At 62.4% G+C, this 21,039-nt stretch carries 20 protein-coding genes; 12 read left to right on the top strand and 8 right to left on the bottom strand.

The window, feature by feature from the left end:
- Positions 1-80: 80 nt before the first annotated feature.
- Positions 81-1,121, bottom strand: coding sequence for a phenylalanine--tRNA ligase subunit alpha (pheS, locus tag ABD842_RS01410; RefSeq protein ID WP_345108987.1), 1,041 nt, complete (start codon positions 1,119-1,121; stop codon positions 81-83).
- A gap of 219 nt (positions 1,122-1,340) precedes the next feature.
- Here pheS and ABD842_RS01405 point away from each other — a divergent pair, with 219 nt between their 5' ends.
- The 3 genes from ABD842_RS01405 (at position 1,341) to ABD842_RS01395 (ending at position 3,018) form a co-directional block, all read left to right on the top strand.
- Positions 1,341-1,931, top strand: a complete 591-nt coding sequence (locus ABD842_RS01405) for a hypothetical protein (RefSeq protein ID WP_345108984.1) — start codon at positions 1,341-1,343, stop codon at positions 1,929-1,931.
- 70 nt (positions 1,932-2,001) lie between these two features.
- Complete coding sequence (locus ABD842_RS01400; protein WP_345108981.1) at positions 2,002-2,346, top strand: hypothetical protein; 345 nt, start codon at positions 2,002-2,004, stop codon at positions 2,344-2,346.
- 258 nt (positions 2,347-2,604) lie between these two features.
- On the top strand, positions 2,605-3,018 hold the full coding sequence (locus tag ABD842_RS01395; protein WP_345108978.1) for a hypothetical protein: 414 nt from the start codon (positions 2,605-2,607) through the stop codon (positions 3,016-3,018).
- Between the two features lie 72 nt (positions 3,019-3,090).
- Here the strand turns inward: ABD842_RS01395 and ABD842_RS01390 are convergent, their stop codons facing one another.
- Both ABD842_RS01390 and ABD842_RS01385 read right to left on the bottom strand, forming a co-directional pair.
- Positions 3,091-4,371: a M16 family metallopeptidase gene (locus ABD842_RS01390; RefSeq protein WP_345108975.1), complete on the bottom strand. Its 1,281-nt coding sequence runs from the start codon at positions 4,369-4,371 to the stop codon at positions 3,091-3,093.
- Between the two features lie 88 nt (positions 4,372-4,459).
- Positions 4,460-6,970, bottom strand: coding sequence for a TonB-dependent receptor plug domain-containing protein (locus ABD842_RS01385; RefSeq protein WP_345109239.1), 2,511 nt, complete (start codon positions 6,968-6,970; stop codon positions 4,460-4,462).
- Positions 6,971-7,402: 432 nt separating this feature from the next.
- Here ABD842_RS01385 and ABD842_RS01380 point away from each other — a divergent pair, with 432 nt between their 5' ends.
- The 7 genes from ABD842_RS01380 to lipA all read left to right on the top strand — a co-directional run bounded on the left by ABD842_RS01380 (position 7,403) and on the right by lipA (position 13,530).
- A complete protein-coding gene (locus ABD842_RS01380; RefSeq protein ID WP_345108972.1) occupies positions 7,403-7,879 on the top strand; it encodes a hypothetical protein in 477 nt (158 codons plus the stop codon).
- Between the two features lie 272 nt (positions 7,880-8,151).
- Positions 8,152-10,131 (top strand): alpha-ketoacid dehydrogenase subunit alpha/beta, encoded by a 1,980-nt coding sequence (locus ABD842_RS01375; RefSeq protein ID WP_345108969.1) that lies wholly within the window; start codon positions 8,152-8,154, stop codon positions 10,129-10,131.
- A 97-nt stretch (positions 10,132-10,228) separates the two neighbouring features.
- Positions 10,229-10,549, top strand: coding sequence for a hypothetical protein (locus tag ABD842_RS01370; RefSeq protein ID WP_345108966.1), 321 nt, complete (start codon positions 10,229-10,231; stop codon positions 10,547-10,549).
- Between the two features lie 112 nt (positions 10,550-10,661).
- The gene (locus ABD842_RS01365; protein WP_345108963.1) at positions 10,662-10,988 is read left to right on the top strand and encodes a hypothetical protein; all 327 of its coding nucleotides are present in this window, start codon (positions 10,662-10,664) and stop codon (positions 10,986-10,988) included.
- 13 nt (positions 10,989-11,001) lie between these two features.
- On the top strand, positions 11,002-11,346 hold the full coding sequence (gene ytxJ, locus ABD842_RS01360) for a bacillithiol system redox-active protein YtxJ (RefSeq protein WP_345108961.1): 345 nt from the start codon (positions 11,002-11,004) through the stop codon (positions 11,344-11,346).
- A 321-nt stretch (positions 11,347-11,667) separates the two neighbouring features.
- A complete protein-coding gene (locus ABD842_RS01355; RefSeq protein ID WP_345108958.1) occupies positions 11,668-12,453 on the top strand; it encodes a hypothetical protein in 786 nt (261 codons plus the stop codon).
- A 174-nt stretch (positions 12,454-12,627) separates the two neighbouring features.
- Positions 12,628-13,530 (top strand): lipoyl synthase, encoded by a 903-nt coding sequence (gene lipA, locus ABD842_RS01350; protein WP_425553130.1) that lies wholly within the window; start codon positions 12,628-12,630, stop codon positions 13,528-13,530.
- Between the two features lie 71 nt (positions 13,531-13,601).
- Here lipA and ABD842_RS01345 read toward each other — a convergent pair whose 3' ends face one another.
- Positions 13,602-14,201, bottom strand: coding sequence for a DUF4136 domain-containing protein (locus ABD842_RS01345; protein WP_345108953.1), 600 nt, complete (start codon positions 14,199-14,201; stop codon positions 13,602-13,604).
- A 216-nt stretch (positions 14,202-14,417) separates the two neighbouring features.
- Between ABD842_RS01345 and ABD842_RS01340 the strand changes: the two genes are divergently transcribed.
- Positions 14,418-14,711 (top strand): hypothetical protein, encoded by a 294-nt coding sequence (locus ABD842_RS01340; RefSeq protein WP_345108951.1) that lies wholly within the window; start codon positions 14,418-14,420, stop codon positions 14,709-14,711.
- A 96-nt stretch (positions 14,712-14,807) separates the two neighbouring features.
- On the opposite strand, the gene gcvP is transcribed toward ABD842_RS01340, so the two are convergent.
- On the bottom strand, positions 14,808-17,726 hold the full coding sequence (gene gcvP / locus ABD842_RS01335; protein WP_345108948.1) for an aminomethyl-transferring glycine dehydrogenase: 2,919 nt from the start codon (positions 17,724-17,726) through the stop codon (positions 14,808-14,810).
- A 209-nt stretch (positions 17,727-17,935) separates the two neighbouring features.
- Here gcvP and ABD842_RS01330 point away from each other — a divergent pair, with 209 nt between their 5' ends.
- Positions 17,936-19,150: an NAD(P)-dependent oxidoreductase gene (locus tag ABD842_RS01330; RefSeq protein WP_345108945.1), complete on the top strand. Its 1,215-nt coding sequence runs from the start codon at positions 17,936-17,938 to the stop codon at positions 19,148-19,150.
- A gap of 56 nt (positions 19,151-19,206) precedes the next feature.
- Here ABD842_RS01330 and ABD842_RS01325 read toward each other — a convergent pair whose 3' ends face one another.
- The 3 genes from ABD842_RS01325 to ABD842_RS01315 all read right to left on the bottom strand — a co-directional run bounded on the left by ABD842_RS01325 (position 19,207) and on the right by ABD842_RS01315 (position 21,001).
- Positions 19,207-20,040 carry a DUF1206 domain-containing protein gene (locus ABD842_RS01325; protein ID WP_345108943.1) on the bottom strand — a complete coding sequence of 278 codons (834 nt, stop codon included), beginning with the start codon at positions 20,038-20,040 and terminating at the stop codon, positions 19,207-19,209.
- Between the two features lie 61 nt (positions 20,041-20,101).
- Positions 20,102-20,665, bottom strand: a complete 564-nt coding sequence (locus tag ABD842_RS01320) for a DNA-binding protein (protein WP_345108941.1) — start codon at positions 20,663-20,665, stop codon at positions 20,102-20,104.
- Positions 20,666-20,782: 117 nt separating this feature from the next.
- On the bottom strand, positions 20,783-21,001 hold the full coding sequence (locus ABD842_RS01315; protein WP_345108939.1) for a CsbD family protein: 219 nt from the start codon (positions 20,999-21,001) through the stop codon (positions 20,783-20,785).
- Between the last annotated feature and the right edge of the window lie 38 nt (positions 21,002-21,039).

Below are 21,039 nucleotides of genomic sequence, written 5' to 3'. Positions count from 1 at the left end.
CATAGAAAAAGCAGGTGTAACGCGGAACGAACGCATCCTCAACCGGGAAGCTAGGAAAGCCATAACTAACCTGCGGCCGATTAAGCTCCCTCAAACTGCCGCAAAAAGCGCTGGTCGTTTTCGGTGAACAAACGCAGATCCTTGATCTGATATTTCAACATGGTGATGCGCTCAATGCCCATGCCCCAGGCGTAGCCGGAATATACTTCCGGATCGATACCCGACTGCGTCAGCACATTCGGATCGACCATGCCGCAGCCCCCGATTTCGACCCAGCCCGTCTGCTTGCAGATATTGCACCCCACGCCTTTGCAGATCAGGCAGGTGATGTCAATTTCGGCGCTGGGCTCGGTGAAGGGGAAGAAGGAGGGGCGGAAGCGGATCTGAATATCGGCGCCAAACATTTCCTGAACGAAATAATAGACCGTCTGCTTCAAATCGGCAAAGCTCACGCCTTCGTCGATGAAGATGCCTTCCACCTGGTGAAACATCATGTGGGCGCGGGCCGAAATAGCCTCGTTGCGGTACACCCGGCCGGGCATGATGCTGCGAATCGGGGGCTTTTGCGACTCCATCACGCGCACCTGCACGGTGCTGGTGTGGGTGCGCAGCAAAAAGTCGTTTGTGGGGTTGGCCGCGTCGCGGGTCACGAAGAACGTGTCCTGCATATCCCGGGCCGGGTGGTTTTCGGGGAAGTTGAGGGCCGTGAAGTTATGCCAGTCGTCCTCGATTTCGGGGCCTTCCGACACGTTGAAGCCGATGCGGGAAAAGATGCGCACCATTTCCTCGCGCACCAGACTCAGCGGGTGGCGGGTGCCCAGCGCATTGGGTACGGCGGGCAGCGTATAATCAAACGTCGGATCGGCCGGGGCATTCTGGGTAGCTGCCTCCAGCTCCTGCCGACGCTGCTCAAAACGCTCCAGGGCAGCCTGCTTCAGCTGGTTCAGCTCCTGGCCCACGCTCCGGCGCTGCTCGGGCGCAACCGATTTGAGCTGGTCGAATAAGTCGGCCAGCTGGCCCTTGCGGCCGGTGAAGGCCAAACGGAACTGTTCCAGCTGCTCAGGGGCGGTGAGGTCGTACGCGTCAATTTCGGCGCGGAGGCGGTTGATTTGATCCTGCATGCTGCAAAGGTACGCTTCCGGTCGAAACCCGCCGGTACTTAAAAAAAGCTGGCCACAGCCTCCACGGGCAGCTTTTGAATATTGGTACGATTGCTGCAAAAGCCCCTTCCAACAACGGCAGACAAGACTGGGCACGGGGCGCCACCTGCCTGGCTCAGTGCCACCGCAGCCGTCCGTGGGCTGCTTTCGTTTCTCCTCCTTCTATCGTCTTCCCGCCTTATGAAACGCTTCCTGCTGCCCGCCTTCCTGATTGCTGCCTTACTCAGCGCCCCTGCTACTTCCCAGGCTGCCGATGGCCCGGGCCGCAGGAAAGCCCGCACGGCCAAAGCCCTGAAGAAAAAAGTTGCGGTGGCACCCAAGCCCACTTCCGCCGCTAGCTGGGCTACCTCGGTCGATGACGATGCCCTGTGGGCTACCCCAGCCAGTGAGCCCGCCGCTGTCGCCGCCCCGGCCCCGCCGGCGCCCGCACCAAACGATGACCCGGCCATGCGCTCCTCCGGGGTGATGATAGCGCCGGGCATGAACACGGCACCCTACCGCGGCGTGAGCACCGACTACCACGGCCGGCCGCTCAACAAGCCCGCCAAGAAAGCGGTAGCCGCCGCGCCCGTCGATGAGGCCACGCAGGAGGAAGACCCGGCCATGCGCTCCTCCGGCGTGATGCTGGCCCCGGGCATGAACACGGCGCCCTACCGCGGCGTGAGCACCGACTACCACGGCCGGCCGCTGAAGAAAAAGGCTAAAAAAGCCCTGGTTGCCCGCGTGGCTACGGAAGCGCCGGTAGCTACGGCCGAAGTGCCGGAATGGTAAACATCCGCTTTGGGCGGTACTGCGTATGCGGGTAAAAGTGTTGTCTCGCAAACTGGTAACTCCTTCACGCATGTGGTACCGCTGTTCCATGCTTTTGCTGGTGCTGGGCTTTGGCCTGCTGACCGAATACAGTGCCCAGGGCCAGCAGCGCACTTCCAGAGCGAAGCCCAACCGGGCTCGTTCCGGCGCCTACTCCCGCTACGACCGAACCGGCCGGCGCAATGAGGAAGATATGCGCCTGGCTCCCGGCATGCGGATCAACATGCCCAGCCCGCCTACTACCGACTACATGGGGCGTCCCCTGAAAAAGAAAGCGCCGAAGCCGGCGTCGGCCAACTCGACGCTCACCTCCGGCCAGACCGCCCCCACCCCGGCGAGAAAGCCGGCTGCTCGCCCGGTCAGGGGAAGAAAATAAGGGGCGTGCAGCTCACGCAATGACCCATTTTCATGGGCAGGCCCGATCTTTTTTTGCCGTTCGGGCACAAAGCGCCCTAGATTTGTGTATCCAAGTTCTCTGACCTGGTTTTTCACCCTCACCCTTCGTCCATACGTTATGTTACGTTCCGCTTTTTCAAGCCTGCTGTTGGTTACTGTGTTGAGCGCTCCGGCGGCTTTGGCCCAGCAGAACAGTAAGAAATCGGTGAAGCCAGCGGCTGCCACTCAACCTGCCCCCGTGGCAGAACCGGCTGCTCCTGCCCCGGCCAACGACGGCTTTGCGGCCCCGGCTGCCGGCCGTGCCGTAGATGCTCAGGCTCCGCAGACGGAAGGCTTTTCCATTGCGCCCGGCTTTACTGCAGCGCCTTCGCGTCGCGTCAACACCGACTATCGTGGCCGTCCTCTCACTCCCTACGTGCGCCGCAATGTGCGCGAGGCTGTTCCGGTAGCGGCACCCATGCCCATGCCAGCTCCCGAGCCAGTAGCGGTAGAGCCAACGCCGGCTCCGGCTGAGGCAATGGTAAATGCCTCGGCATCCAAAAAATCTTCCGGTGCCTCGACTACTAAGAAGGCCGTTGCTCCGGCAGCCAAGAAAGCTCCCGCCAAGAAAGCCGCCAGCGACGGCTGGGGTTCGGGTGGCAGCGGCTGGTAAGCTTACCGCAAGATGACCCCACAAAAAGGCCCGAACGATAACCGTTCGGGCCTTTTTGTGGGGATGGGTACTTTAGGCCTCTGCTTCTACTTCGGTAAGCTGGCCGGCGGTAGCGGGCACAGCCGCCCGGTAGTAGAGCGTGCTGCAGTTACTGGGGCGCAGCACTTCCTGGGCCGCCGCCTGAACGGTAGCCGGCGTCACGGCCTGAACCTTCGCGCTTTCTTGGTTTACCAGATTGGCGCCGCCCAGCAGCTTGCTGAAAGCCAGATTCATAGCGCGGTTCAGGAGCTCGATTTCGCCGAACACGATGCTGACCTCGGCCTGATTTTTTACTTTTTCCAGCTCGAGCGGCTCCACTTCCGCGGTACGCAGCTCGGCCAGCACGGCTTCGATGGCCGCATCGGCTTCTTCCATAGTCACATCCGCGTTCAGCCGCCCGCTGATTACGAGCAGGCCGGGCTCAAACGAGCCGGTGCAGGATGCGGAAATGGAGTTGAACAAGGGCTGCTCCTTCACCAGGCGCTGGTAGAGGCGCGACGACTTGCCACGGCCCAGCACGTCGCTGAGCAGGTCGGTGGCGTAGTACGACTCATCCTGGCGGCCGGGCATGTGGTACACTTTATACAGCGCATTCACGGGCACGTCGGCCGTCACGTCGAGGTGGCGGGGGGCCGTTTGCCGGGGCTCGGCCGGCAGGCTGCGGTGGTAGGGCTGGCCGCCGGGGATGGGACCAAACCATTTTTCGGCCAGCCGCTGGGCTTCGGCCCGGGTGATGTCGCCGGCCAGCACCAGAATAGCGTTGGCGGGCGAGTAGTGCTTCTGGAAGAAAGCGCGCACGTCGTCCATCACGGCGTTTTCGATGTGGCCGATTTCCTTGCCGATGGTAGGCCACTGGTAGGGGTGCTGCTGGTAGGCCAGGGGGCGCAGCTTCAGCCACACGTCGCCGTAGGGCTGGTTGAGGTAGTTCTGCTTGAATTCTTCCACCACCACTTTGCGCTGCACTTCGAGGCCGTTTTCGGAGAAGGCCAAGCCCAGCATCCGGTCCGACTCGAGCCAGAAGCCGGTTTCGACGTTGTTGGCGGGCAGCGTGAGGTAGTAGTTGGTGATGTCGGGCGAGGTAAAGGCATTGTTCTCGCCGCCCACGTACTGCAGCGGCTCGTCGTAGTTCGGAATGTTGACCGAGCCCGAGAACATGAGGTGCTCAAACAAGTGGGCGAAGCCGGTGTGGCCGGCATCCTCGTCGCGGGAGCCCACGTTGTAGAGCACGTTTACGACGGCCACCGGCGTGGTATGGTCTTCGTGCACGATGCAGCGCAGGCCGTTGGCAAGGGTGAATTCTTCGAATTGAATCATAGCGGAGGGAGAAGCCGGAAGGGTGGGTACGCAAGGGTACTAACCTACGAAACGGGTGACAGGTTCGGGCTAAAGGTATACTACTGGTTTAGAACTGCCCCCGTACGCCCAGCTGCCACACGCGCGCCACGGGATACACGCCGGCATCGTGCCCGGCCCGCAGGGGGGCGGCCCCGCCACTGCTCACGTTGGGGTCGTAGCCCCGGTAGGCCCCGCTGACAAACAGGTTTTGCCCGCCTACCCACACGCTCACTTTGCGCGTATCGGTGTTCAGCACCTCGTAGCTGAGGCTGAGCTGACTCAGGCGCACGTGGTTGCCGCTGGCCAGATCCTGGGCGTCGGGCAAATTGATAGTCTGATAGTTGGCGGCGGCAGGCCGCGGAATGGACGTACTCTGGTGGTCGGGCGTCCAGTAGTCGAGGGCGCGGGTAGAGCTGTTGGTATAGCCGTGAGGAGCGTCGCGAGCAACCAGAGTGGAGTTCAGAATCTGGTAGCCGAACAGACCGTCGAGCTGCGCATCGAGCTGCCAGCGCCTGAGCATGAGGTGCTGACTGAAATTGAGGGTGTAGCGCGGCAGGCCGGTGCCCTGGTAGTAGCTGTCGGAGTAGTCGCCCCGGCCGTCGCCATTCACGTCGCGGAACCGGCGCTGCCCGGCCTGCGCCGACGAAGCCGAATAAGTGCCGTTTTGGGCCAGCACCTGGAACCGACTGATGCTGTGGCCTTTTTCCAGCCCCGAAGCAAAGGGGACGGGGTTGCCCTGGTCGTCGCGGAAGTCCGTTACCTGGTTCTGGTTGTTGGCCAAAGCCAGGGTGCTGGTTCCCACCAGCGCCCCCGCCTGCCAGGTGCTGCCCAGCGTCAGCTCCATGCCCCGGTTGAGCAGTTCCATGTTGAGCGCGTAGGGTATGAAAACGGGGCTACCCGAGCCGGGCACCAGCACCGAAAGCAAGGCCTGGGCCTGCCGGGTGCTACGCTGGTACACGGCCGCATCCAGCGTCAGCCGGCCGCCCAGCAGCCCCAGGCGCAGCCCGGCGTCGAGGTGGGTGGTGCGGTCGGGGCTGAAGTAGCTGCTGGTGCGGCCCGCTCCGGCCTCCAGGGTCAGCTGGGTCAGGCCCGTGGCGTTCTGCAGGAAAGCTTCCTGGTCCAGGTGCCAGCGCAGGGCGGCGCCCGGAAACCAGTAGTACTCCCCCTCAAACCCGTCGTGGCCCAGAGCGAAGTCGGTGCGCAGGGAGGCCTGGACTTCGTAGCGGCTGCGGTAGGTGTAGCCCAGCTGGGCGGTAGGGCTGTGCGCCGCAACACTTTTCACCCGCGTCATGAACGTAGACCGGCTGGTGCCCGTGCCAACCGGCGCCTGGCCGGAGCCGGTGAGGGTCGATGTCTGCTCGTTGGTCAGCTCCCGCTCGTACTGCTGGCGCAGGTAGCTCAGGTCGGCGGTCAGCGCGTGGTTTTCGGCCAGGGTGCGATGGTAGCGCAGGTCGGCGGCAGCTACCCAGCTGGTCACGTCGGTGGTGGAGGCTTCCTGGAACGTGGAGCGGTAGCCCATGCCCACGTTGTCGGGGCGGTGGTAGTCGTCGTCGGTAGCAGCGCGCTCGTGGCTGCCGCGCACCCGCAGCGTCAGGTCGGGGCTGAGCTGGTAGGCGGCGTGGAGCTGGGCCAGCAGACGGCGCGTGCGGGGCGCGTGGTACTGCTCCCGGAGCGGCAGCAGCGGGTCTGCCGTTATCAGGTTGCCGAAGGAGTCCCGGGCGGGTGTGGCGGGCGGGGCCAGCAGCAGGTTGGTCAGCGCCGGGCCGGCGTCGGGGTCGAAGCCGGGCTGGCGCTGGTCGAGCTGGCTGCCCGAGGCTTTCAGGCCCACGCTCAGCCTGGCGGTGAGCTGCTGCTCCACGTTGGTGCGCAGGCTGTAGCGGCTCAGGCCGGAGTTGAGGAGCACGCCGGCCTGCTGGAGGTAGTCGGCGGCGGCGTAGTAGCGGGTGCGGGTGGTGGCCCCGCTCACGCTCAGGTTGTGGCTCTGCAGGCCCGCGGTGCGGAAGGCCTGGTCCTGCCAGTCGGTGGCGCCCAGAGTGGCCAGCTCGGCGGCAGGGTAAGGAGCGGGGCGGCCGTCGTTGCGGGCCGTTACGTTGACCAGATCGGCGTACTGGCGGGCGTTGAGCAGGTCGTAGCGCTGACGCACCTGCTGCACCCCGGCCCAGCCGGCGTAGTTTACCCGCAGGGGCTGGGGTAGTGAGCTGCCCGTGTCGCCGGTGCGGGTAACGATGCGGATAACGCCGTTGGTGCCCTGCATGCCGTAGCGGGCGGTGGCTGCGGCGCCCTTGAGCACCGTGATGCTCGCCACGTCTTCCACCGGCAGGTCGAGCAGGGGGTTGCTGCCGGGGGCGAAGGGAGTAGGGGTGGGGCGGTAGTACTGGTTGCCGCCGCTGGAGAAGCCGTAGGTGCCGCTCCAGTTTTCCGGGGTCACGTCGAGGTTGTACACGGGCACGTCGTCGACTACGTAGAGAGGCTGGCTGTTGCCCGTCACGTTGGCTACCCCGCGGATGCGCACCGTGGCCCAGGCCCCCGGCGCCCCGGAGTAGGGCGTCACCTGCACCCCGGCCACGCGGGTGAGGATGGGCTGGATGGTGGGGAGTGGTAACCACGACTAAACCGTTGCAATGGTTACCCCGCGCACTCCACAACGAAAACCACCCATGACAGGCATAGCCGGCAGGCTGTCGGGAGCTGCCAGAACAAGCTCTGGTCGGCGGGCAGCTAGTTTATCAGTTTGCTGGGCCTGAACGGCCGTGGAACTCAATAAGAGGAAGCTAGCAGGTAGCAGGGTACGCATAAGGATAAGTCAGCACCGGTGTCGAAGATAGATGCCCGGGCCGCCGGTATTGCACACGGCCCCGCGCCGGAAGAATAATTTTACCCTAACCAGCGGATTTGCAGCAGAATATTAATACCTATATGCAGCTGTGGCCCAGCCCTCAGCCCTACGCTACCCGCATTCTTACCCTGCCCTATTGCACGTTGCCGTATCCACCATTTACCCCTTCTTACCATGCCGAAAGGAAACAATTTCACCGCCCCCATCACCGAGGCCGACCTGACGGCGGCCCGCGCGGCCATCAAAGCCCTGCAGGGCAAGCTGGCCTTCGTGCCCCAGCAGCCCGAAAGCCTGCTGACGTCGGCCACCATCTCGCCCGAGCGGCTGCCCCTGGCCGACCTAGTCCTGCAGGCCGCCGAGCAGGCCCCCGACGTGCTGCGCAAGACCACCGACGCGGAGCAATTGCGCACCAAAGTAGCCAGCTACCGCGCCCTGGTTGCCCTGCGCAACCACCTGGGTACCGAGCTGACCCGCCTCGACAACGCCCTCAACGTGCTCGGCTCCGACGTGTTCTTCCAGGTCAACAACATCCACGAGGACATTGAGAAGGACAAGGGCGAAACCACCGACCTGGGCGAGCTGCGCCAGCAGATCAACGCCTACTACGCCCGGCCCGGGGCCCGCAAGGGCGGCGGCAGCAAGCCGGCGTAGCGCCCGGCCTTAGCTAACACGCAAACAGCCTTAGCGAAGACCGTTTCGGTCCTGGCTAAGGCTTTTTTGGGGTTCGCTAAGCCTGTCTGGGTCTTAGGTATCACCAAAACAGGCTTAGCTAAGCCTGTTTTGGTGATACCTAAGACCCTTTCGGCGTTAGCTAAGACCGAAATGGTCTTAGCCGGGGCGCAGGCAGCCCTTATGGAAGTTGGCACTGGCCCTTCGGCCCAAACCCGTACTTTTGGCCCGCTACACCCACCCTCTCCCTCCGTATGAACTTCGACCGTAAGGATTACTCCAACGACGTACTGCTCCACCTCTACCAGGGCCTGCTCAAGCCCCGCCTTATTGAGGAAAAGATGCTGATTCTGCTGCGGCAGGGCAAGGTGAGCAAGTGGTTTTCGGGCATCGGGCAGGAAGCCATATCGGTGGGCAGCACCCTGGCCCTGCACCCGGACGAGTACATTCTGCCCCTGCACCGCAACCTGGGCGTGTTTACGGGCCGCAACGTGCCCCTGGATCGCCTCTTTGCGCAGTGGCAGGGCAAGACCACCGGCTTCACCAAGGGCCGCGACCGAAGCTTCCACTTCGGCACCAACGAGCACCACATCGTGGGCATGATCAGCCACCTGGGTCCCCAGCTGGCCGTGGCCGACGGCATTGCCCTGGCCGACGTGCTGGATAAGAAGCCGGCCATTACGGTAACCTACAGCGGCGACGGTGGCGCTTCCGAAGGCGACTTCCACGAGGCCCTGAACGTGGCCGCCGTGTGGCAGCTGCCGGTCATCTTCATCATCGAAAACAACGGCTACGGCCTGAGCACCCCCAGCCAGGAGCAGTTTCGCTTCAAGTACTTCATCGACAAAGGCCCGGCCTATGGCATGGAAGCCGTGCAGGTCGACGGCAACAACGTGCTGGAAGTGTACGACACCGTGCGCCGCCTGGCCGAGGATCTGCGCCAGAACCCGCGCCCCGTGCTGCTCGAAGCCCTCACCTTCCGGATGCGGGGCCACGAAGAAGCCAGCGGCACCAAGTACGTGCCCCAGGAGCTGTTTGAGGAGTGGGCCCAGAAAGACCCGGTTTCAACCTACGAAAAGTGGCTGCTGGCCGAAGGCATCCTGGATGAGGAAGCCCGCATGCGCTTCCGCGAAACCATCAAGCGCGAAATCGAGGAAGGGCTGAAGGTAGCCGACGCCGTGCCCATGCCCACTGCCCACCTGGAGGAAGAGGTGGCCGATATGTACCGCCCTTTCGCGGCGCCGGTGCAGGACCCGCCCGCCGACGGCACCAGCACCGACAAGCGCTACATCGACGCCATTTCGGATGCCCTGCGCCAGAGCATGGAAAAGTATCCCGAGCTGGTGCTCATGGGCCAGGATATTGCCGACTACGGCGGCGTGTTCAAGATTACCGACGGCTTCGTGGCCCAGTTTGGCAAGGAGCGGGTGCGCAACACGCCCCTGTGCGAGTCGGCCATCGTGGGGGCGGCGCTGGGACTGAGCATCAAGGGCAAAAAGGCCATGATGGAAATGCAGTTTGCCGACTTCGTGACCTGCGGCTTCAACCAGATCGTGAACAATCTGGCCAAAAGCCACTACCGCTGGGGACAGAACGCCGACGTGGTGGTGCGCATGCCCACCGGCGCCGGCTCGGCGGCCGGGCCGTTTCACTCCCAGAGCAATGAGGCCTGGTTTACCCACACGCCGGGCCTGAAAGTGGTGTTTCCGAGCAACCCGCACGACGCGAAGGGCCTGCTCAATGCCGCTATCGAAGACCCCAACCCGGTTATGTACTTCGAGCACAAGATGCTCTACCGCAGCATCAGCGGGCCGGTGCCGGATGCCTACTACACCACGCCCATCGGTAAGGCCGCGCTGGTACGGGAAGGCACGGAAATGAGCATCATCACCTACGGCATGGGCGTGCACTGGGCCACCCAGCTGGCCGAGGAGCTGAGCCTGAGCTGCGACATTCTGGACCTGCGCACCCTGCTGCCCTGGGACGAAGAAGCCGTGCGGGCCACGGTCAAGAAAACCGGCCGCGTTATCCTGTTTCATGAAGACACGCTCACCGGCGGCCTCGGCGGCGAAATTGCGGCCTGGATTGCCGAGCACTGCTTCGAGCACCTCGACGGCCCGGTGCAGCGCGTAGCTTCCCTGGATACTGCCATTCCGTTTGCGCCCCCGCTGGAAAAGCAGTTTCTGCCGGTCCAGCGCCTGCGTGAGCGGGTGGAAAAGCTCATGGCCTACTAGGCCGAACCCGGACTCCGGCAGCCAAAAATGCCGGAGTCCGGAACGCTATGTATCTTGCGGGCTGACCACTACGCTTCGCTCCGACTCCTGCTGCTTTATGATTGTCTTTGTTTTTCGGGGTCTGAGGCGGGTACTGGGGCTGCTGCTGCTAAGCTGTCTGCTGTCCGTAACCTGCCATCCCTACCGGATTCCCAACCCAACCGGCCCGCCGCAGCCGAAGGTGCGCAAAGCCAGCAGGGCGGCTAAACCGGCGGATGAGTCGGCCGACGGCCGCAGCGCGGCCGGGGCCACCGAAGCCAAGCCGATGAAGAATAGCTACGACCGGCACGACATGCTGAAAAAGCCCAAATACAAGCGCCGGCGGCTCAAGCACAAGGTTGGGCAGCGAAGCTTGCTGGGTATTCCACTGCCCTTTTAACTCAATAAGTACCAATTGCTTGGAGTTGCGTATAACCGGATCTGCCGGCTGCCAGCCCCAGCGTCCTATTGCTGCTCTGCTCTTGTCTTCCCACCGTTTTATCCCCGCTGCTATGCGCGTATTCCTGCTATCGGTCCTGCTGCTGACCCTCACCGCCGCTTCGGCCTGCGCCCAAACGGAATACTCCAACCAGGCCGTTCAGCGGTCCGAAAACCGCCGGGCCCTGCGCGATGCCCGCAAGTACAAAGCGGAGTACAAGGAAACGCACCTGGCGGTATCGAAAGAAGAGCTGAAAACGGGTTCCAGTCCGGTCGTGGCGCAACCCAATGACGGGCGCAACAGTTATAGGTTCGACCACACCGGCGCGGCTTACGTGAAAGAACCAATTAGCCTTGGTTTGCGTCCTGCTGGTAAGAAAAAGAAACCCGCCACCGAATAACGCGCTACCACCCATGAGTACCCCCTGGCAACCCCTCACCCAAGCCGAGCAGCTTACCGATATCGTACAGGAGTCGCATGAGCAGCCTATCCTGATTTTCAAGCACAGCACTACCTGCTCCATCAGCGCGGCGGCCAAAAGCAAGCTGGAACGCCAGTGGTCCGAAGCCAACCTGGCCGACGTGAAAATCTACTACCTCGATCTGCTGCGCTTCCGCCCCATCTCGGCCGAAATAGCCGACAAGTTCGGCGTCCAGCACCAGTCGCCGCAGCTGCTGCTGATTCAGAACGGCGAGTGCCGCTACGATGCCTCCCACATGGGCATCCGCCTCAGCGACGTAAAAGGAGCACTGGTATAACCCTTCCAGGTCCGGAGCCGGCTATCGGGCAGCCGACAGGCCCCATTCTGGTCAGCATTCGGCTTGCCTGATCACTCGAAAAGAGCTGAACCCGCTGCCGGATTTCCGGGTTCAGATTAAGACCTGCCGGGCGGGGTTTGCCAGGGCAGGGCAAAGTGGAGCCGAAATGCATTTGGTTTGCTAAGCTACAGGGCGCCTGCTGCGTCACCGGCCTCACAATTAGGGTGTTTGCCCCGGCAGAAAATACGTACTTTAGATGAGGCGGCAGCCTGGCCGCTTCCTGACCTGCACTCTCATCTTTTCTTACCTAGCTCGTCTCCCGTGCGCAACATATTTACCTTCGGCTGCTTCCTGCTCGGTACGCTGGGAGCTGTATCTGGCGCCCGGAGCCAGAGCGTAAGTTCCTCCGACGAGCCTTCCTACCGCAAGGAGTTCACCTACGGCGTCAACTTCAACACCCGCGGGGGGCTGATAGGCGGCGTTTCGGTACGCTCGGCGCGGGTGCTGGACGAGAAATGGTCCCGCTTCTGGAGTATTGAGGGCGTGGAAGTAAAGCACCCCAAGGAGCAGCGTCGACCCAGCTCCACCGGCGGCATTTACACCAACGCCAAGGCCAACTACCTGTTTGTGCTGCGCCCTTCGGTCGGCATCGAGCGGGTGGTGTTTCGTAAGGCTCCCGACTCCGGGGTGCAGGTAAATGCCCGACTTGGGGCCGGCCCTTCCATCGGGCTGCTGATGCCCTACTACATCTACTACGATTATACGGCCCGCGACGGCGCCAACCGGCCGCTGCCGCCCCAGGATATCCGCGCTGAGCAGTACGACCCGGCCAAGCATACCAAGGAGGAATTTATTGTGGACCGGGCACCGCTGTTTTCGGGTATCAGCCAAACCGAGCCCAAGCTGGGAGCTCACCTGCGCGGGGCTCTCAGCTTCGAGTACGGCCGCTACAAAGATGCAGTAGCCGGAATAGAAACGGGCTTCCTGGTGGAAGTGTATCCCAAGGAGCTGACGATTCTGAAAACGCCCGTGAGCAGCGACAAACAGCTCAACAACAAGTTTTTTCCCTCGGTCTACCTCACCATCTACCTGGGACACCGCAGCTAGCGCCGCTGCCTCAGTCTGCCTTGCTACCGCTAATTCGGGTGGCGGCACTCCGGGCAAGGAGCGGTGGCCGCGCGGGTTTGCGGGGAACAAATTTCCCGCGTGGTTGTCTTACTAGGCAATACTGACTACCCAGTACCGACTCCTACTCACTACCTTTGCAGCATGGACGAACTGTTGCTGACCCTTCCGATTATTCAACCCCAAGCGGCCGCCCCAGCGGCTCCAGCCAAGCCGCGTAAGCCCGACTGGCTGCGCGTGAAACTGCCCGTGGGTCCGGAGTACGCCAAAGTCCGCCGGCTGGTGGATGAGCACAAGCTGCACACCATCTGCGAAAGCGGCAACTGCCCGAACATGGGCGAGTGCTGGGGTGCCGGCACGGCCACGTTCATGATTCTGGGTAACATCTGCACCCGCTCCTGCTCGTTCTGCGCCGTGGCCACCGGCCGCCCCACCGAGTACGACACGGATGAGCCGCGCCGGGTGGCCGAAGCCATCCAGCTGATGAGCGTCAAGCACGCCGTCATCACCTCCGTCAACCGCGACGAGCTCAAGGATCGGGGGGCCAGCATCTGGCACGAAACGGTCGTGCTGATCAAGCAGCTGAGCCCGACGACAACCATCGAAACGCTGATTCCGGACGTGAAGGCCAACTGGGCCGCGCTGGACACTATGATTTCGGGCGGCCAGGAAGTGGTATCGCACAACATCGAAACCGTAGGCAGCCTTTACCGCCTGGTGCGGCCCCAGGGCAAGTATGACCGGAGCCTGGAGCAGATCCGGCGCACCAAGGATGCCGGCAAGCGCACCAAGTCGGGCATCATGCTGGGCCTGGGCGAAACCCAAGACGAAATGTATCAGGCCATGGATGACCTCGTTGCCAATGGCCTCGACATTCTGACCCTGGGCCAGTACCTGCAGCCGACCAAGCGCCACCTGGAAGTTGCCGAGTTCATCCACCCCGACCTGTTTGCCCACTACCGCGAGGAGGGCCTGCGCCGGGGGCTGAAATACGTGGAAAGCGGCCCGCTGGTGCGCAGCTCCTACCACGCCGAGCGGCACGTCAATGTGCCCATCTGATCAACCTGAAGGCCACAAAAAAAGAGCCTCTCCGATTACGGAGAGGCTCTTTTTTTGTGGCCGTACCGGGCCTAGCGGGTGGCTTGCTTGGCGCCGGGCGGGTAAGAGCCCAGCACACTGCCAACGATACGGTACACTTCAGGCTCCGAAATCGTCTGGTTGTTTACCTGGGCCTCGCCCATACCGCGCCAAGCCAGCTCCTTGCGCTTGGCATCCACGAAGTCGATGATGACGGTGCCTTCCTTGTACTCCGATACCTGGTTCAGCCCGCGGTTGTAGCCGTAGCCGTACCCGTAGTAGGGGTAGCCGAAGGGAGAGTAGCCGCCATTGACGCGCTGCTTGTCTTCAACCTTGGCGCTGTAGGCCACGAATACATCAGGGTTTTTGTCGACCTGCGTGAGACCCTTGCGGGTCATTTCGGCTTCTACCGCTGCGCGCATGCGCTTATCGAGAAAAGACTCGTAGCCTCTGGCCGGACCGCCTTCAGTGTCGGTCTGCTGTTGCGGATACCAGGCCCAGGTTTTGTAGGCGCGGAAATTAACGGAGTGGTCGAAATCGGACGTGACGCCCACATGGGAAGTGGAAGCGCAGCTGGTAACCCCCAACAGAAGGGAAAGGGCCACGGCAGCAAAAGCAGCTGGCCGGGCGAGGAAGCGGGTGAAGCGTTTCATATGGAAGAGAAAAAGCGTGAGTGGAACGACCCGGGAATAACGGAAAATCTTGCCGGAAGATATAAAAATGCCGCTTTTCTGGTCTGCTAACTTAACGTCCGGGAGTAGGGCAACGTTCCCGGGAAGTAGGCATGACGAGTATATGGCGAGAAAAAAATCGGGTAAAATTCCTTAGGGCCTTGAAATAACTCTATCTTCCCCGCCCAAATCCCTCCTATGAACAGACTACTTTACGCAATAACCCTGGCCCTGCTAGCTTCCTGCAGCGCTGCTAAAGATGAATCAGCCGGCAAGCGCACCACCCAAGGTCCAGTGACCTTTACCACCGTGGTCGACTGCCCCCTCTACGATGGTATGACCAAGCAGTCGGCCCAGCTGGCGGTGGTGGGCTCCGGGATGGAAGTACAGGTGATGGATACCGTGGATGCCTACTTTGTGAAGGCCCGCGTGACCAAGGAGGGGAAAACTCTGAACGGCTACATGTACCGCACCTGCTTCCCACAGAAGTAGGGCCGCCGGCACGCACGCACCCTGCTGGGCAACGCCAATAAAAAGAGGCCCGGAACTATACGTTCCGGGCCTCTTCTGCTTTACGCCAAAGGCTGATTAATACGACGGGCCTTTATCGGTAGGCACCAGCTGCTCCTCGGCATCTACGTACTGCTCGATGGGCGTGCAGGAGCAGATCAGGTTCCGGTCGCCGTAGGCCGAGTCGATGCGGGATACGGTGGGCCAGAACTTAAACGTGCGGGCGTACTCGGTGGGGTACACGGCCTGCTCGCGGGTGTAGGGCCGGGTCCACTCGTGCACCAGGACCGTAGCGGCGGTGTGGGGAGCATGCTTGAGCACATTGTCCTTGGCATCGGCGCGGCCGGCTTCCACTTCGGCCACTTCCATGCGGATGGCAATCATGGCCTCAATGAAGCGGTCCAGCTCCTCCTTGCTTTCCGACTCGGTGGGCTCTACCATCAGCGTGCCGGCTACCGGAAACGATACCGTCGGGGCGTGGAAGCCATAGTCCATCAAACGTTTGGCCAGGTCTTCTACCTCAATGCCCGACTTCTTGAACTGCCGGCAGTCCAGGATCATTTCGTGGGCGCAGCGACCGTTGGAGCCGGTGTACAGCACGGGATAGTGCTCTTCCAGGCGGGCTTTGATGTAGTTGGCGTTCAGGATGGCAATCCTGGTGGCGTTCTGCAGGCCTTCGCCGCCCATCATGTTGATGTAGGCGTAGCTGATGGGCAGAATGCTGGCCGAGCCCCAGGGCGCCGAACTAACGGCGCCGAAGGTGCGGCCATCGGCATCGACCAGCACGTGGCCGGGCAGGTAAGGGGCTAAGTCGGCTACGACGCCGATGGGGCCCACGCCGGGACCGCCGCCGCCGTGGGGAATGCAGAAGGTTTTGTGCAGGTTCAGGTGGCACACGTCGGCGCCGATGATGGCGGGAGAGGTTAGGCCAACCTGGGCGTTCATGTTGGCGCCGTCCATGTACACGCGGCCACCGTGCTGGTGAATGGTGGCGCAGATGTCGATGATAGTTTCCTCGTACACGCCATGGGTGCTCGGGTACGTCACCATCAGGCAGCTGAGCTTGTCGGCGTACTGCTGGGCTTTGGCCTGGAGGTCGGCCACGTCGATGTTGCCGTCCTCGGTGCTTTTCACTACCACCACCGTCATACCGGCCATCACGGCCGAGGCGGGGTTGGTGCCGTGGGCCGAGGCCGGAATCAGGGCCACGTTGCGGTGCTGGTCGCCGCGGGCGTCGTGGTAGCCCTTGATGGCCAGCAAGCCGGCGTATTCGCCCTGGGCGCCGGAGTTGGGCTGCAGACTAACGGCCGCGAAGCCGGTTACCTCGCACAGCCACTGCTCCAGGTCCCTGAAGATTTCGGCGTAGCCCTGAGCCTGCTCACGCGGGGCGAAGGGGTGCAGCCCGCCGATTTCGGGCCAGGTCACCGGAATCATCTCGGCGGTGGCGTTGAGCTTCATGGTGCACGAGCCGAGCGCAATCATGGAGTGCGCCAGGCTCAGGTCCTTATTTTCGAGCTGCTTCATGTAGCGCAGCATCTCGTGCTCAGAGTGGTGGGTGTTGAAGATCGGGTGGGTGAGGTACTCGCTGCGGCGGACGAAGTTCTGGGTCCAGCTTACTTCCAGCTCGGCGGGCAGCTCTAGGGTATCCTTTACCTCTTTGCCCAGCACCTTGGCAAACACATCCACGATGGCCGCCACGTCCTCGATTTCGGTGTTCTGGTGCAGGGAAATGCCCACACGCACCTGATCGAAGTAGCGGAAGTTGATGCCGGCGGCTTCGGCTTCCTCCTTCAGGGCCTGGGCCAGCTCGGCGCTTTCCAGTCGCAGGTTCAGCGTGTCGAAGTAGAACTCGTTGGTCTGCTCCACACCCAGGCCGTGCAGAGCCGTTTCCAGCGTGCGGGCCAGGGCGTGAATGTTGGTGGCAAACTGGCGGATGCGCTGCGGGCCGTGGTACACGGCGTACATGCCGGCCAGCACGCTCAGCAGCACCTGCGCGGTGCAGATGTTGGAGGTAGCCTTTTCGCGGCGGATGTGCTGCTCGCGGGTCTGCAAAGCCATGCGGTAGGCCTTGTTGCCGGCGGCATCAATGCTCTGGCCGATGATACGACCGGGAATGACGCGCTTGAACTGGTCTTTGGTAGCCAGGAAGCCGGCGTGGGGGCCACCGTAGCCCATCGGTACGCCAAAGCGCTGGGAGCTACCTACGCAGGCGTCAGCACCCATCTCGCCGGGAGGCGTCAGCAGCGTGAGGGACAGCAGGTCGGTAGCCACGGTCACGAACTGGCCGTGGTCGTGGGCCTGGCGGATGAAGTCGGAGTAGTCGAACACCTGGCCGTCGGCCGCAGGATACTGCAGTATGGCGCCGAACAGCGACTCGTCGGTAAGGTCGACGGTGCGGTGGTCACCCACCACCAGCTCGATGCCCAGCGGGGTGGCGCGGGTGCGCAGCACGTCGATGGTCTGGGGCAGCACCAGCTCCGAGACGAAGTATTTAGTAGCGTTTTTCTTCTTGCTCAGGCTGTGGAACATGTGCAAGGTCTCGGCAGCGGCGGTACCTTCGTCGAGCAGGGAAGCATTGGCAATTTCCTGGCCCGTCAGATCCATCACCATTGTCTGGTAGTTGATCAGGGCTTCGAGGCGACCCTGGGCAATTTCGGCCTGGTAGGGCGTGTAGGCCGTATACCAGCCCGGATTTTCGAGGATGTTGCGCTGAATAACGGCCGGCAGCTGGGTGTCGTGGTAGCCCAGGCCGATGTAGTTTTTGAAGAGCTTATTCTGGCCGGCAATCTTCTTGAATTTCGCCAGGAAAGCCCGCTCCGTGAGGGCCGCGGGCAGGTTCAGCGGCTTTTTCAGGCGGATGGCCGCCGGCACGGTCTGGTCGATGAGCTGGTCAATCGACTCTACGCCGATGGTGCGCAGCATCTCGGCCACGGCCGTCTCGTCAGGTCCGTTATGGCGGTCCACGAATACGTCGGCGGGCTTGGTTTTCAGCAACATAAGGGAAAGGTAGAGGTGGCGGGAATATGCGGCCGCCGGGAGCAGCCGAACCTGTAACAAAGGTAAGTCGAAAAGGCTTCCCGGCTAAGCCCCGGAGCCGGCAAATGTTTGGGCCGGAGCTACCGACGGTGAAGCCTCGGCCGAAGCCGGCATCAACTATTTTCCGCAGCTTTGGGCCCCCAACCTTCCCCTCCGAACTTCCATCCGTTATGCGTCCCATCACCCTCGGCATCATCCGCGAAGGCAAAACTCCCCCCGACAAGCGCGTGCCGCTCACGCCCAAGAAGTGCGTAGAGGCCCAGACCACGTTTGCCAACCTGACGGTAATCGTGCAGGAAAGCCCGATTCGCAGCTACTCCGACCAGGAATACCGCGACTTGGGCGTCGAGGTGCGGGCCGAGGTAACCGATTGCGACCTGCTGCTGGGCGTGAAGGAAGTGCCCGTGGCGCAGCTCATTCCCAACAAGACCTATATGTTCTTCTCCCACACCGTGAAAAAACAGCCCGCCAACCGGGAGCTGCTGCGGGCCGTGCTGGAGAAAAACATTACCCTCATCGACTACGAGATGCTGACCAACGCCAGCGAGGAGCGCATCGTGGCCTTCGGGCGCTACGCGGGCATCGTGGGGGCCTACAACGGGCTGCTGGCCTACGGGCGCAAGCACCGCCTATACGAGCTCAAGCCCGCCTACCAGTGCGTGGATATGGACGACATGCAGGAGGAGTTTTTCAAGGTGCGGGCCCTGCCGCCGATCAAGCTGGCCGTGACCGGCTCGGGCCGGGTAGCCCAGGGCGCGCTGGAAGTACTGGACCGCATGGGCATCCGCAAGGTGAGCGTGTACGACTTTCTGTACCTGACTTTCAACGAGCCCGTGTACGCCCAGCTCCGCAGCTCCGACTACAATGCCCGCCAGGACGGCCGGGTGTGGGATACGCCCGATTTTCACCACCACCCGGAGCTGTATCAGTCGACGTTCGACAAGTTTCTGCCCGTCACCGACCTGCTCATTGCCTGCGCCTACTGGCACCCGGCCGCGCCCCGGCTCTTTACGGAGGAAGACACGCGCCGCCCCGATTTTCGCATCAACACCATTGCCGACGTGACCTGCGACGTGAACGGCTCGGTGCCCACCACCAAGCGTAGCACCACCATCCAGGACCCGCTGTTTGATTATAATCCGCAGACCGGCGAGCTGGAGCCCGCCTGTTCCCGCCCGGCCAACATCACGGTCATGGCCGTGGACAACCTGCCCTGCGAGCTGCCCCGCAACGCCAGCCGCGACTTCGGCCGCCAGCTGCTCGACAACGTGTTTTCCCACCTGCTGCGCGACGATGCCGACGAGGTGATTGAGCGGGCCACCATCACCCGTCAGGGCCAACTTACCCCGCGCTACGAATACCTGCGCGACTACGCAGCCGACTAAAAAAAGAGGCTCCGTGGGAAAGCGGAGCCTTTTTGGACAGGTTAAGCAGCATCAGCCTACACGCCATTGAGCACCGGAAACCGGGCCTGGACCACCATGTACAGGCCGTAAGCTACCAGTCCGGCGGCTACCACACCCAGCACGGCCGGCCCCATGGCGTTCAGCAGATCGAAGGCACCTTCCGTGCCGTCTATCTGCTGGGCGCTGCTGAAGCGGCCCGCCTGTACGAAGAAATAGCCGATGATGGTCATCACAAGGCCCCGGGCGGTGTACCCAATCTGTCCCATGCGGAATACCAGCTGCCGCTGCGGGGCGGGCAGGCTGCTGTCGTTGACGTGCTTGGCAAACGTGCCGGAGTAGGCGTGCCAGATCTGGTAGATGCCGGCCCCGATGATGACCAGGCCAATAGCTACCACCACCCACTGTCCGAAAGGCTGGGCCAGCAGCGTGGCCACCGCCGACTTTTTAGCATCTCCACCCCCGCCGCTGCCAACGGCGCTATCTTGCCAGGCGGCTTTGCCCGCGTAAAAAGCCAGGGCCACGTACAGCAAGCCACTGCCGGCGTAGCCCAGGCGCTTCAGGATTCCTTTCGCGCCCGATCCTTGCTCTTCCGTGTCGCGCAGGGCCTGGGTGAAACGCCAGAGGATGTAGCCGACCAGCCCGACGGCCACCAGCCCCAGTAAAAACCGGCCCATGGGCAGCTCCTGAATAGTTTGCATGGCCTGCTGCTGGTCGGCAGTCTGCCCGCCCCGCATGCCCGTAGCGGCCAGCAGGGCCAGCACCCCCATGGTAAGATACACAACGCCTTTGGCGGCAAAGCCGAGGCGGGCCAGTATTTTGATGCCGCGCGACGGGGCCGCGTGGGGAAGGACGGAGGAAAGCGAAGTCATAGGAAAAGAGCCGGAACAGCGAGAAGTAGAACAGTACGGCCGCCAGGCGGAAAGGGTGCACCTAGCCGTGACGGCCCAGCATGCTGCCGGGCTGGTACACGGTGGCACCCCACCGCAGGAAAACCTGATTTTCGGGAATATCCAGGGTGTAAATGGGCTTGCCCTGGGCCGTGGGGCTTGCCATGAGCTGCTGCAGGGTGCCGTCGGGGGCGAGGTAAGGCACGAAGAAATCATCGGCCAGATCCGTTATCAGCAGGTTGCGGATGTCGGCGGTTTCCTGGGAGGCGGTCGTTACATCCGGCTCAAAGGCCGTTACGAACAGCAGGCGGCCCGCTTTTATTTCCGGGCCGTACTCCGAGCGGACGTTGGGCTGGATACCCCGGGCCAACACGTAAATGATGGGCTGCCCGGGGCCTTGGAGCAGGTAGCGGAAGATGCTTTGTTCCAGCTGCGAGTGAAAGCCGGATATCACGCAATGCCCGGCGGCACGCTGGTCCAGCGCCCACAGGTTGGCGGGGTGTTCGATGCCGGCGGGGTAGTCGCGCGAGCAAAAGAAAGCCGTCTTGGGTAACTTCAGCAGCGCCGCATTGCCCAGCAGGCGCAGTTCTTCGGGTGCAATAGTCATGGGTGAATTCTCTGGGCGGGTATACCGTCAGCGTAAGCAAGGAGGGCTGGGTTGGCAAAAGCCCCGCACCATTCCCATGCGGGCGGTGCGGGGCTTATCCTGCTTCAGATAATATGCTTAGAAGTTGCGGTGAAACCAGTCTTTAATTTCGTCCACGGTCTGGCCGGTTTTGTGCTGGAGCTTGCCAAACCACTCGTCCTGCTTGCCTTCGGCATACTCCAGATCGTCGTCGGTGAGGTTGCCCCACTGCTGCTTGGCTTTGCCCTTCACCTCGTTCCAGTTGCCGCGGGCCCGCAGTTCACTCTGGTCATTGATGTTATTCTGGTTGGCGTCCATGATAGGGTGGTTTTGGGAGTGGAGGGTAGTACTGCCTT

The sequence above is a fragment of the Hymenobacter algoricola genome, from assembly GCF_039539525.1.
In the GTDB taxonomy this organism is placed as follows: Bacteria; Bacteroidota; Bacteroidia; order Cytophagales; family Hymenobacteraceae; genus Hymenobacter; species Hymenobacter algoricola.
The sequence above is the reverse complement of the archived record's forward strand: the minus strand, read 5'-3'. Positions and strand labels throughout refer to the sequence as shown.

Bases quoted from the DNA above. Each gene is read 5' to 3' on its own strand.
- ABD842_RS01330 (WP_345108945.1), top strand. From the start codon at position 17,936: ATGCGTCCCATCACCCTCGGCATCATCCGCGAAGGCAAAACTCCCCCC.
- ABD842_RS01380 (WP_345108972.1), top strand. From the start codon at position 7,403: ATGCCGAAAGGAAACAATTTCACCGCCCCCATCACCGAGGCCGACCTG.
- ABD842_RS01370 (WP_345108966.1), top strand. From the start codon at position 10,229: ATGATTGTCTTTGTTTTTCGGGGTCTGAGGCGGGTACTGGGGCTGCTG.
- ABD842_RS01390 (WP_345108975.1), bottom strand. From the start codon at position 4,371: ATGATTCAATTCGAAGAATTCACCCTTGCCAACGGCCTGCGCTGCATC.
- ABD842_RS01340 (WP_345108951.1), top strand. From the start codon at position 14,418: ATGAACAGACTACTTTACGCAATAACCCTGGCCCTGCTAGCTTCCTGC.
- ABD842_RS01325 (WP_345108943.1), bottom strand. From the start codon at position 20,040: ATGACTTCGCTTTCCTCCGTCCTTCCCCACGCGGCCCCGTCGCGCGGC.
- ABD842_RS01315 (WP_345108939.1), bottom strand. From the start codon at position 21,001: ATGGACGCCAACCAGAATAACATCAATGACCAGAGTGAACTGCGGGCC.
- pheS (WP_345108987.1), bottom strand. From the start codon at position 1,121: ATGCAGGATCAAATCAACCGCCTCCGCGCCGAAATTGACGCGTACGAC.
- ABD842_RS01405 (WP_345108984.1), top strand. From the start codon at position 1,341: ATGAAACGCTTCCTGCTGCCCGCCTTCCTGATTGCTGCCTTACTCAGC.
- ABD842_RS01345 (WP_345108953.1), bottom strand. From the start codon at position 14,201: ATGAAACGCTTCACCCGCTTCCTCGCCCGGCCAGCTGCTTTTGCTGCC.
- ABD842_RS01400 (WP_345108981.1), top strand. From the start codon at position 2,002: ATGTGGTACCGCTGTTCCATGCTTTTGCTGGTGCTGGGCTTTGGCCTG.
- ytxJ (WP_345108961.1), top strand. From the start codon at position 11,002: ATGAGTACCCCCTGGCAACCCCTCACCCAAGCCGAGCAGCTTACCGAT.
- ABD842_RS01320 (WP_345108941.1), bottom strand. From the start codon at position 20,665: ATGACTATTGCACCCGAAGAACTGCGCCTGCTGGGCAATGCGGCGCTG.
- ABD842_RS01375 (WP_345108969.1), top strand. From the start codon at position 8,152: ATGAACTTCGACCGTAAGGATTACTCCAACGACGTACTGCTCCACCTC.
- gcvP (WP_345108948.1), bottom strand. From the start codon at position 17,726: ATGTTGCTGAAAACCAAGCCCGCCGACGTATTCGTGGACCGCCATAAC.
- ABD842_RS01365 (WP_345108963.1), top strand. From the start codon at position 10,662: ATGCGCGTATTCCTGCTATCGGTCCTGCTGCTGACCCTCACCGCCGCT.